Here is an 11,555-nt window from a genome sequence, read left to right on the forward strand (position 1 = left end):
TTTAAAATTATTTTGAACTAATTTAAATGCAGCGCGTCTACTATTATGCTTGTAGTTGATATGTTGTTTTACAAGTTTCATGTTGATTTCCCTGTTTGATTACTAATTTAGTAATATTGAGCCAGCTTTACTAGCTGGCTTTTTTTATGCGCTTAATTTAGTGTTTTACCCTACTGCTAAAGAGCGTAATTCGCTATGATGGCATGTCACTAAATTTTAAAAGTTTATTCTATGTTTACTTCGTTTTTATCCCATTTAGATTGGTTAAGTGTTGGTACTGGCGCTATAGCCGGTATGGCTATTTTCAGCGTTGTATCAGTCCAGTTAAGCAAAAAAATAAAGCGCCAAGTGAGTGAGCAGCAACAACAGTTATTGTTATTACAAAGCCAGTATGAGCATACGCAAAATCAATATGCCTCTTTAGTGGAAGAGCACGACTTGTTAGGGCTTACTCATCAAGAGCAACGTGATCAGGCGCAACATTTTAAAACGCGATTAACTGAGCAAGAAAAACAAAGCCAACTTTATAATCAATATTGGCGTAAAACCGAAGCCGAGCTAACCGCCCTGCGCGAGCAATATAACCTACGCGACGTAGAGCTTAATAATATACGCACCACTCTTGAGCAAAAACAGCAACATTTTAGCGAGCAACTCGCCCAAATAGAGCAAAGTAAAGAAACGCTTAAAAAAGAATTCGAAAATTTAGCCAATCAAATCTTAGAAGAAAAATCGCAAAAATTTAAAACTCTCAATCAAGAAAGCATAGAGCAGTTACTCAAGCCGGTTCAAGGTGAGCTAAAAGGCTTTCGAGATAAAATGGAATCTATTCACGTTGAAGATTTAAAACAACGTGCAGCACTTAAAACCGAGCTATTGCATTTACAAGCCAAAAGCCAAGCCATTACCGAGCAGGCTGACAAGCTAAGCAATGCCTTACAAGGGCAAAAGAAAACCCAAGGTAATTGGGGCGAGTTAATGCTTGAAAACGTGCTTGATAGCGCAGGACTTCGAGCTGGCACAGACTATAAACGCGAAGTGTCGTTTAATACCGAAGACGGCCGTTTGCGCCCTGATGTTGTGGTGTATTTACCTCAAGGTCGCCACTTAGTGATTGATGCAAAAACATCGTTAAATGCCTATACCCGTTATGTAAATGCCGAAACAGAGCTGGAATCTCAACAAGCGATTAAAGAGCATGTAAATGCCGTAACTGCCCGTATAAATGAGTTGGCCAGTAAATCGTATGACCGTTTACCAGGGATAAACTCGCCTGAGGTTGTTATTATGTTTGTACCGATTGAATCCGCCTTTGTAGAAGCACTCAAATACCAAAGCGACATTTACCAGCAAGCAATCGAAAAAAATATTTTGGTTGCTACTCCTACTACCCTGCTAACCAGTTTAAATATTGTTAAGCAGTTGTGGCGCTTTGAAGAGCAAACTAAATATTCAAAAGAGCTGGCTAATCGTGCTGAGCGTTTTTACAGTAAGCTCAACGGCTTTTTAACCAGTATGGAAGGGGTGGGTAAACAGCTCGATAAAGCCAAAGAAACCTACGATAAAGCATTTTCTCAGTTATACCGTGGTAAAGGTAACTTAATTAAACAAGCCTCAGAATTTAAAGAGCTGGGTGTATCGGTGCAAAAAGAGTTACCTCAAGAAAGCGTTGAACGCGCTCACTTAGAGCTTGATGAATAAAACACCACATATAATATTTGCGCACTGAGGTTGTGCGTTTATGTGGCTAGTTATTTACTAACTGCGCAGGCACTATAATAATATCTGTCCTTTAGGATTAACCACATGCAACGCCCAACTGTTTTTTTCATTTCTCATGGTGGCGGCCCAATGCCATTACTAGGTGATTTCAACCATGCAGAAATGCGAGCCTGTTTAGAACAGGTTGCCGCTACAATCCCAAAGCCTTCTGCTATTTTAATGGTCAGCGCACATTGGGAAGCTCAACCAATTAGTATAACGGCGCACTCTTCACCGCCGCTTATTTACGATTACTATGGTTTTCCTGAGCAGGCGTACCAATTAACTTACCCTTGTACTGGCCAGCCGCAACTTGCTAATTTAGTACAACAAGCGCTCGCAACACATAATATTGACTCAAAACTCGATCCACAGCGTGGTTTTGATCACGGTATGTTTGTACCGTTAAAAATTATGTATCCAGAGGCCGATATTCCCTGTGTGCAAATATCCTTGCACCCAAGCCTTGATCCGCTGTTGCATGTTGAAATTGGTAAAGCGTTGCAACGTATTGATTACGATAACTTATTAATTATAGGCTCAGGCTTTACCTTCCATAATATGCGCGCTTTTGGTGTTACTCAATCAAACGATGTTAACCAGCAAAATCAGGCATTTGAAACTTGGTTGGTAAGCACAATCGCAGATCAAACATTAACCGAGCAACAGCGTGAACAGCAATTATTAGCATGGCAGCAAGCTCCAGCTGCACGCTTTAATCACCCTAGAGAAGAGCACTTGTTACCGCTACATGTATGCTATGGCGCTGCTATGTGTGCAAGCACTGAGGTATTTGAATTAAATATTGCCAATAAACGAGCCAGTATGTATTTGTGGCAATAATAAAAAACACGCCAGACTTTGCTAGGCGTGTTTTTTGGTTCTACTGTATTTATTACAGTGGTTAAGCGTAAGCAATTACCATTTCATTTCGCCTTTATGAACTTTAGCGCCAATGCTAAGAGCCATAGGTAATACAGCCTCTGGGTATGAGTTGGTCATTTTATCTATCAGCAGCTTACTGCTATCACTACTTTGCTTAGCGTGTGCAAAATCCTTTAAATACTGGATTGAAAAATCAATATTTGCAGCATCTAATTGAGTGCCTGCTTTCATATGCCCAGGGATCACCACGTCAGGGTTGAGTGCTTTCATTTCATTAAGTTGCTTTGCCCATGCATTTTGCTCTGCCTGAGTTTGTGCATCGGCCATCCATAAATGAACATTAGCGTATACAGCCACATTCCCTAAAATAGCTTTATTATCAGGGATCCATAAATATGGGCGATGATTATGCTCACCCTCTGTGCCACGAATTTCAATGGTATGGCCTTCTATTTTTAAGCTATTACCATTAAATACCTTAGGTACGACTGGGTTTTTTGGTGCGTTTTCACCCATTTTTGGGGTCCAGAAAGCAAGTTTACCTTTAAGCTTTGCTGCTATTTTTTGGTGCACTGCGGGCGTAGTAATAACCTCTGCCTCAGGAAAAACTGTTGTAACACTTCAGCGCCAAAGTAGTAATCAGGGTCGGCTTGGCTAATAAAAATAGTTTTTAGTTGTTTACCAGAGTCAATTACTTTAGCGGCAATGCGCAGTGCATCGGCTTTGGTAAATCCGGTATCAATTAAAATTGCATCGGTACGGCCATAAACCAGCGTGGCATTAACATGAAAGCTATTGTTGTCAGCGTTATACACATCAAGGGTTAATGGGGTTTCGTCTGCAATAGCGATATTGCTGGTTAATAGTGTGCTTAATAAAAGCGTGCGTAGGTTCATGGTATTCTCATCATTGGTTGCTAATGCGAGCATAATAAAGGTTTGATATGTTCGGAAAAACAACCAATAATTAGCATCATTGTTTCATAAATCGTGCAAATACTATGGATAAACTCACCGCAGCACAGGTTTTTGTTGATGTTGCCTACTCAGGCAGTTTTACTGCCACTGCCGATCGGCTTGAAATGTCACGCCCTATGGTTACTCGTCATATTGAGTCGGCAGAGGCATGGCTCAATACTCGTTTGCTACACCGAACTACCCGCAAAGTTACACTTACCACCGCTGGCGAGGCCTGTTTACCCGAAATAGAGCAATGGTTAGCACAGGCTAACCGTTTAGTTGAACAAACTAAAAGCCAGCAACAGTTGTCAGGTAAAATACGAGTAGCGACCAGTATGTCGTTAGGTTTTGCACAATTAGCCCCTATATTTACACGCTTTATGAAACGTCACCCTAGCGTGCAAATAGACATAGATCTTGAAGACTCAACCACAGATCTAATAGAGCAACGTGTTGATTTGGCAATACGTATTGCAGCCAATCCTGATCCTTCGTTAATAGGTAAACCTATTGCCGAGTGTGAATCTATATTAGTGGCCTCAGCCGGCTACCTTGCAGATTATCCGCCAATAACGACACCACAACAGTTAAGCACTCATCAATGTTTAGGCTATAAAAACTTTGACCGATATATTTGGCATTTACACAACGGGGATGAGTTTCAATCGGTTGATGTTAAATGTAATTTAAGTGCAAACGAGGCCACCACATTACTTCATGCAGCCATAGCAGGTGGTGGTATTTCAGTGCAGCCTACGTATTTGGCAAATCAATATATACTGGATGGTCGCTTGCAGCGTGTATTAGCGCCATGGACACTAAATCCAATGAAAATATATGTGCTTTACCCTTCTCGTCAGCATTTATCATCAACAGTAAGAGCACTAATCGACACCCTCAGTGAAGAATTTAAAAATCCAGCATGGTAATTAATTATAAAAGTTTGGGTTTAAACCATGGCTTTGTGCGTTAAGCCTGCTGATATTGTGTACGTTATTTTGTTACAGTAAATGTAATAAGCGCCTTAATCCATAAAGGCCAACAGACCCAAGGAACAATAACAATGAATCTGATCAAAACATCGGGCTTGGCACTGGCCATTGTTGCGGGCTTAGGCTTGCAAGCATGTTCAAGTACCAGCATAACAACTAACAACAATGCAGCGATGAGTACCGTGAATAATCCATTAAGCCTAGCGCAAATTTATAAAGATAAAGAATTTAAAACCCAGCGAAGCACTTACTTTAAATGGCTAGATGATGGCACTGGCTACACAGTGCTTGAAGAGCGCGAAAGTGAAAAAGAAAAAGCTGACGATAACAACGTCGATGATGAAAAAGAGCACGGAGTAAAAGGCAACGACATTGTATTTTACAATGCTGACGGCACAGGCCGTAAAGTACTGGTTGAGTTTGAAAAACTGTTGCCAGAGGGCGCAGACGAGCCATTTGCAATCGAAAGCTATCAGTGGTCAAAAGACGGTAAATGGCTGATGGTATTTACCAACAGTGAGCAAGTTTGGCGCTCACGCAGCAGAGGCGACTTTTGGTTACTTAACCTTGAGACTAACCAATTACAGCAACTTGGTGGTAAAGACGTTGAGCCAACTAAGTTAATGTTTACTAAGTTCTCGCCAGATAGCTCAAAAGTGGCTTACGTACGCGATAACAACATTTACATGCAATCGGTTGGCAGTAACGATGTAACCGCGCTCACAACCGATGGCAGTGCCACCATTGTTAACGGTAATTTTGATTGGGTATACGAAGAAGAATTTACTATTGCCGATGGTTTTCGTTGGAGCCCCGACAACAAATCAATCGCCTATTGGCAGCTTGATACCAGTGACGTTAAATTTTTCACTATGATTAACAACACCGACGAACTGTACCCTACCCTTAAAGAATTCCCTTATCCTAAGGCAGGTGAAACCAACTCTGCCGTGCGTGTTGGTGTGGTAAGCCTTAGTGATAAACAAACCCGTTGGGCTGAGCTTGAAGGCGATAACCGCGACCGTTATATTCCGCGTATTAGCTGGGCTGGCACCGGTAATGAATTAATGATTCAAGACTTAAACCGCCCACAAAGCCATAACAAAGTGTGGTTGTTTGATTGGCAAAAGCAGCAACTGACCAAGATTTTAGAAGACAAAGACGATGCGTTTATCGAATGGTTTTATAAAGCAAACTGGTCAAAAGACGGCGAGTTTTTTATTTGGCATAGCGAACGCGATGGCTGGCGTCATCTTTATCGTGTATCGCGCGATGGCAAGACTATTATCGACCTAACCCCTGGCGATTACGACATTATTGATATGCTGAGCATCAATGAAGATAAAAACGTGATGTATTTTATTGCCTCGCCAAACGATCCTGGTCAGCGTTATTTATACAGCACACCGCTTGATGGCAGCAGCAAACCGGTACGGGTAACACCTGCTGAGTTTGAGGGAGCAAACAGCTACTACATGTCAAAAGATGCCTCATGGGCAATGCATACTTACTCAAAATTTGGTACGCCACCGACTAAAGAGATCATTAAAGTGAGCGATCATAGTAATGTAAAAACCTTAGTTGAAAATACAAAGCTCAAACAAAAGCTTGCTGAGCAAAGCTTACCAAACCATGAGTTCTTTAAAGTAAACGCGCAAGATGGTACCGAGCTTGACGGCTATATTATGTTCCCTGAGAACATGGATAAAAGTAAAAAATACCCAATTGTTTTTTACGTATACGGCGAACCATGGGGCTCAACCGTGCAAGACCGCTGGGAAGGTAACAGTTACTTGTATAAATCACTGTTAACGCAAAAAGGCTTTATTGTGGCATCGGTTGATAACCGTGGCACACGTGCACCAAAAGGCCGCGACTGGCGTAAATCGATTTATAAAAAAATTGGCTCAATTACCGTGCAAGATCAAGTAGACGCCCTAGATGCCATGGCTAAACGCTGGGATGTAATAGACACCGATCGCGTTGGCGTATGGGGACACTCAGGCGGCGGTAGCTCAACCCTTAATTTACTGTTCCGCCATGGCGATAAATTTAAAGTGGGCATTGCCTCAGCACCCGTGCCAGACATTCGTTTGTACGACACCATTTACCAAGAGCGTTATGCAGGCAATCCAAACACCGATCCTGAGAGTTACGATAACACCTCGCCGATTACCTTTGCTAAAAACCTAACCGGGAAGCTATTGCTTATTCACGGCACAGGCGATGATAACGTGCATTATCAAGGCTCAGAGCGTTTAATTGACGAACTCGTTAAGCACAACAAACAGTTTGAGTTTTTCTCATACCCTAACCGTTCACACAGCTTACGCGAAGGCAAAGGCACTACCTTGCATTACCATACTATGATGGCTGACTTTTTTGAAAAGCACTTACTAACCAAGTAATCGCTTTAAAAAGTAAAATACTAAAGCCGCACACTAATTATTAGTGTGCGGCTTTTTTAATCAAAATGTAACGGGGGTTTACAGCTGGGTGTAAAGGATAACCTTGAGAAAAGAAGTCTCATGTCCTTATACTAAACCTAAATAATAAGAACCTGAGTAAAATTTACTGGAAGATGACTTTGGTCTTTTGCTTTCTTAAGTAGTATTAATTTAGCTATCAGCAGAGCTATTTAATAATTTACTATTCTCTTTTAGACTTTCTATATGCTTAAGTATAATACCTTCCATTATAGGGGTTATAGCTGCATTAGCGTCTTTGTACCAAGGTTTATCATTTTGAGACATATTTAGATCGAATGTAAAATTAGCCATAAGATAATATTTTTCATTCAATTGCGTTGCAAAAACGTATTTTTTCTTTGTTTCGTTAGAACGAATCTCTGTATATTTTATCCACTCAATATTATTAAATGTACATTCATCAAATTGAGATATTTCAGGAAAACCTGAATTTAATAAGTTAGACTCTATGTGATGTTGCTTTTCTTCGTCTGAAAATGGTGTAGCTCGGCGAGCAGAATGAGCTTCTATTTCATTGATGAGCTCAGTATTATGCCCTTTAAAATATTTACCTATTGAAGAGGAATTATAATAGTCGTTATATTCCTTTAGAATGGCATGGCCGAGTTCTTTAGTGCTAGTGACTGGAGATGCGAGCTTTCCAATAGTAATATTGAGCCGCAGGCTTCCCAACTCATCTGACATCGGCGTTCGTATTAGAGGCCAATAAAACCAATAGGACTCATGAATTGGAATATATCTAGAATGTCGAATCTGACTATAGTTAGTTTCAAACCAATTTGCTTCTGTAAAAGGATAATTTACAATTTTTGTTTTAGGTTGTTTCAACGGATTACAAACTGGAAGAGCAACGGTCAATTTAAGCTCTTCGTCTAGGTAATAATGCTCTTTTTGAATATTATTAAAATCAGGGCCTCCGCGATAACCGCGGAGTATTTTTTTCATTAGCATTTAAGTATCCCTCTCAATACAACCACTCTAAGTATTTTTTTCTATATAATTTAGTACGTCTTGTGCTCTCCGATGATTACCAGCTAAGCGCAATTGAGTATGATAAGACTCTAGCCCCAAATAAGGTAATGTATGTGGGCTGGTTAATTCTGTTCCTAAAAAGGTAAGACCCATAAACTTTAAGCTACGAATTAAACTGCTGGGAGATAGATTATTTTGTCCTGCCATATTAGGTACTACATCAAAGGGGTTACTATTAGCTTGATGTACTAACATACCCAATCGCGCTGCTGCGGATTTTAACCGCGGAAGGTATGCTCCAGGTGAGTGAACTGCTACTTGTTGAGAGGTTAGTCGAATAGTATGAGTTTTAGCAAATTCTTCAAGCGCCGCAGTAAAAATAATAGCCCCTTGACTGTGTACTACCCATTTTATTTTCTTTCCTTGTTGCTGAGATTGAAAAAAAATGGCCGCCAAATGTTGTGCATTTTGTGATTTAGTTCCTTTGCGTTTATCAAATATGCATTCAACAACGTCATACAGCATGCGATCAGTCGGGTTGTGGAATAAAGTGTATGTATCAAAACTATCTTTAGGGTAAGCTACATCTAAGTGAGCGCCCATTAACCAAGCCGCTTTATTTAAATTATTCTGCATCCCATTCACTGCTGCATGATGATTAGAAACTTGAGTAGCTCCAGAACCTGATAATCCCCATGAGTCTTTATTCTGCTGCAACTCATCACTATCCCAAGCCCCAGTAAATCGACCACCTTGGCGTTTTACATTGTATAACATGTTTCTTTCTAGGCTTGCTCTTGGCTTTGGTCCAGTGGCACTAACATCGAAATATATATCGTGAATTACCACTTGGTTATCTGCTGTAATTTTAAAGTCTATTAGATAATGATATGACTTGAATTGGTCTCTAGAGCGAAATAAGCGTTTAAATGGCAGCGTGCTGTGCTTAACCGAACTACAACTATTTGGATTTTTGCAAACAAAGGTAATTTCTTTAATCACTTTTTGTTGGTCAAATTGATTTAAATTGGCCAGCATAGCTAAGGCTTGTTGTGTGATTAAAATTCGAGTACTTTTTAGATCTACAGGGTCATAAGTTAAGTTATATGATTGAGCAGTTGCCTCGTCTAGCCCAATATGGTTAAAAGCGGATGCTTTTCCGGTATGTTTCCAAGTCATAATGTTCTTCCTTTTACATTTATTTAGACAGATGATATCTATTCAAAAACCCTTAGTCTAGTGTGTTTTAGAATCAATATATTTAGCAAGAGTTTAATAATGGGAATCTAAATACTGATTTTGGGAGCTAAGATAAGAACTCAATTTATTAGTGTGTGGCTTTTTTAATCAAAATGTAACGGGGGTTTACAGCTGGGTGTAAAGGTTTTGTTTGAAGTACAACAGCCCCCAACACTAACTATAGAAAGTCCATACTGAATGAAAAGTTATTTATCGAAACGGGCTAAAACGTTCTGTTTATGATGAACTTTCATCAATCCTCATTCCCTTGCTTTAACTCAGCTGCCCAACCATTTCTTTAACTACTAAAAACTGCACTTGTCTTAACATTCTTAATTCCGCTGCGCGTACATCCGCAGATGGCATTTTCACAACTTCTTGGTATAAGTTGCTAAATTCACTCTCTATATTATCTACAAAATAACTTAGTTGCTTTACTGCGGCAGAGTTTGGAATACCGAGCTCTTTTGCAAAAGCGATTACATCTGCTTTAGTAACATCACAAAAACGTTTTTTATCATTGATAGGAACGGATAAGGCTTCTTCTAGAGGGTTACCACCTTCTGGAACATAAATAATGGTGCTTAATAAATCATAAAACGGTGTTATTTGCGCAGATCCGTTTTCGTAATAAAAGCTAATATTTTTTAAATGCGCATCCCCATTCCCGACTAATAAATTATAAATCACCCATTGATATAACTTGATGGCCGTTGCCGCTTTAGGCCGTACGTTATTGAGTATTTTTTGGTATGTTTCAACCGTTGATGCAGAATATTTGGAGTGCCTGCTATAACTTAATAACTGGCAACTATCTATAATATGCGTGCGCTCTTGATCAGGATAACTCCCTACACGGTCAAAGCGCTCAACCAAATAGGCTGGCTCGGGTGTATAAATGAGCTGCACATTGGGTACATCTATTCCTAGCCGCTTGGCTAGTTTCATCATAAACCATTCATTGCATGTCGTTTGCCAATATTGGTCTGGCTCAGAATGATCGGGTTTAAGTATATGAGTTGAAGGTGTGCCTTCATTTCCTTCAAATAATTCATCGCCGAGCTTAATAACTAGCATTTTATGCTGCGCGCCAGCAAGTGACATACGGCTACTTTGGCGGATATTTAACGGTGCTCTGGGTAAGTTTTTAATTCGCCTAGATAGCTCGGCAAAAGGTAACGGTATTGCACTAGGGCTTGGAAAATCGACATGCTCTGGTAATAGCGTTAAAGCACCAGCAGACTCAATGCCGGATGCAGTAAGTAGAGCAAATGAATCCTCATGATCCACTTTCACTTCTTTTGCCAATAACTCACGTGCATTTTCTTCTGGCAGTAAATTATCAAAAAACTGCTGCACAGGTCGTGTAGTACCAGAATCAAGAATGATTTGCTCTTGTAATGGAATGCTGGGAGTTATTGCAAATTTATTAGCTGAGTTAAGCCAATCCTGATCGTATTTAAATGACCAAAAACCGTTACTATCTTGTAATTGACCCATGAGCTGTTTGCCGGCATAAACATCAAGTGATCTATTATTCATGCTCAGCCACCATGTTCTGGATTTGCATTAGTAATTTATTTTTAGCCTTTTCATCATGTTGAGGTATCACCACGTCTATTTTTACTTCTAAGCCTAAAGCTTCCATTAAATCAAACGCGCGGCCAATTGATAACGAACCTGTGCCATTTTCAAAATCACTTACTGTATTAATACTAATACCGGAGAAATCTCCCGCAGTTTTTTGGTCAAGCTTTTGGCTTTTTCTCACAATGCTTGCCAATTTACCTAATTGTTTTGCTGACTTTATCGTGACTTCCATTACCAATCCAAAATTCACAGTGTTTTGTGAATAATAGTTAAAAAAGTACAAAAAAGCTAATAATTCACAATATTTTGTGAATTATTAAATTAATAGGCATGAACCTAATAAATTCACAATAAACTATGAATTTAGGTAATTGAAAATTTCACTCTCTTTTTAATCTAAATGGTGCGGGGGTTTACAACTGAGGTCAAAGGTTAAAGGAACAAGGTCAAAGAATTTTAGTCATGGTAAGTTGGGTAGAGTGCAACGAAACCCAACAAGGAGATACTGCTCAATGGTAATAATTGAATCGTTTAATGTTAAACACAGCTTGGTACGAGAATAGAAATAAAAAGAGTAGCATCCATGCTACTGCAAGTGCGATATTAATAAAAAACTAAGAGCTTGGTTGCGAAGGTTGATACTTATTAACGAGAATGTGCTGCAAACT

10 protein-coding genes are annotated in these 11,555 nt (G+C 39.7%); 4 read left to right on the top strand and 6 right to left on the bottom strand.

Annotated features, from left to right (window positions below; translation table 11 throughout):
* The first annotated feature begins 231 nt into the window (after window positions 1-231).
* Together ACTRWE_RS05920 and ACTRWE_RS05925 are read left to right on the top strand one after the other, a co-directional pair.
* Entirely contained in the window at window positions 232-1,701 is a 1,470-nt protein-coding gene (locus tag ACTRWE_RS05920) for a DNA recombination protein RmuC (RefSeq protein WP_462879643.1), read from the top strand.
* Window positions 1,702-1,806: 105 nt separating this feature from the next.
* A complete protein-coding gene (locus ACTRWE_RS05925; RefSeq protein WP_462879644.1) occupies window positions 1,807-2,604 on the top strand; it encodes a DODA-type extradiol aromatic ring-opening family dioxygenase in 798 nt (265 codons plus the stop codon).
* A gap of 75 nt (window positions 2,605-2,679) precedes the next feature.
* Here ACTRWE_RS05925 and ACTRWE_RS05930 read toward each other — a convergent pair whose 3' ends face one another.
* The gene (locus ACTRWE_RS05930) at window positions 2,680-3,162 is read right to left on the bottom strand and encodes a hypothetical protein (RefSeq protein WP_462879646.1); all 483 of its coding nucleotides are present in this window, start codon (window positions 3,160-3,162) and stop codon (window positions 2,680-2,682) included.
* A gap of 41 nt (window positions 3,163-3,203) precedes the next feature.
* Window positions 3,204-3,575, bottom strand: a complete 372-nt coding sequence (locus tag ACTRWE_RS05935) for an MBL fold metallo-hydrolase (RefSeq protein ID WP_462879648.1) — start codon at window positions 3,573-3,575, stop codon at window positions 3,204-3,206.
* Window positions 3,576-3,646: 71 nt separating this feature from the next.
* Here ACTRWE_RS05935 and ACTRWE_RS05940 point away from each other — a divergent pair, with 71 nt between their 5' ends.
* Both ACTRWE_RS05940 and ACTRWE_RS05945 read left to right on the top strand, forming a co-directional pair.
* Window positions 3,647-4,534, top strand: coding sequence for a LysR family transcriptional regulator (locus ACTRWE_RS05940; RefSeq protein ID WP_462879649.1), 888 nt, complete (start codon window positions 3,647-3,649; stop codon window positions 4,532-4,534).
* 134 nt (window positions 4,535-4,668) lie between these two features.
* A complete protein-coding gene (locus ACTRWE_RS05945) occupies window positions 4,669-7,005 on the top strand; it encodes a S9 family peptidase (RefSeq protein ID WP_462879651.1) in 2,337 nt (778 codons plus the stop codon).
* Window positions 7,006-7,215: 210 nt separating this feature from the next.
* Here ACTRWE_RS05945 and ACTRWE_RS05950 read toward each other — a convergent pair whose 3' ends face one another.
* The 4 genes from ACTRWE_RS05950 to ACTRWE_RS05965 form a co-directional block, all read right to left on the bottom strand.
* On the bottom strand, window positions 7,216-8,031 hold the full coding sequence (locus ACTRWE_RS05950; RefSeq protein ID WP_462879652.1) for a hypothetical protein: 816 nt from the start codon (window positions 8,029-8,031) through the stop codon (window positions 7,216-7,218).
* Window positions 8,032-8,064: 33 nt separating this feature from the next.
* Window positions 8,065-9,237, bottom strand: coding sequence for a hypothetical protein (locus ACTRWE_RS05955; RefSeq protein ID WP_405598150.1), 1,173 nt, complete (start codon window positions 9,235-9,237; stop codon window positions 8,065-8,067).
* 333 nt (window positions 9,238-9,570) lie between these two features.
* Window positions 9,571-10,839: a HipA domain-containing protein gene (locus ACTRWE_RS05960; RefSeq protein ID WP_350607753.1), complete on the bottom strand. Its 1,269-nt coding sequence runs from the start codon at window positions 10,837-10,839 to the stop codon at window positions 9,571-9,573.
* The gene (locus tag ACTRWE_RS05965; protein WP_350607751.1) at window positions 10,832-11,119 is read right to left on the bottom strand and encodes a helix-turn-helix domain-containing protein; all 288 of its coding nucleotides are present in this window, start codon (window positions 11,117-11,119) and stop codon (window positions 10,832-10,834) included. Before ACTRWE_RS05965 ends, ACTRWE_RS05960 begins: the two co-directional genes overlap by 8 nt.
* Window positions 11,120-11,555: the final 436 nt, after the last annotated feature.

The organism is Pseudoalteromonas sp. G5_S1_54_S4, from assembly GCF_054968565.1.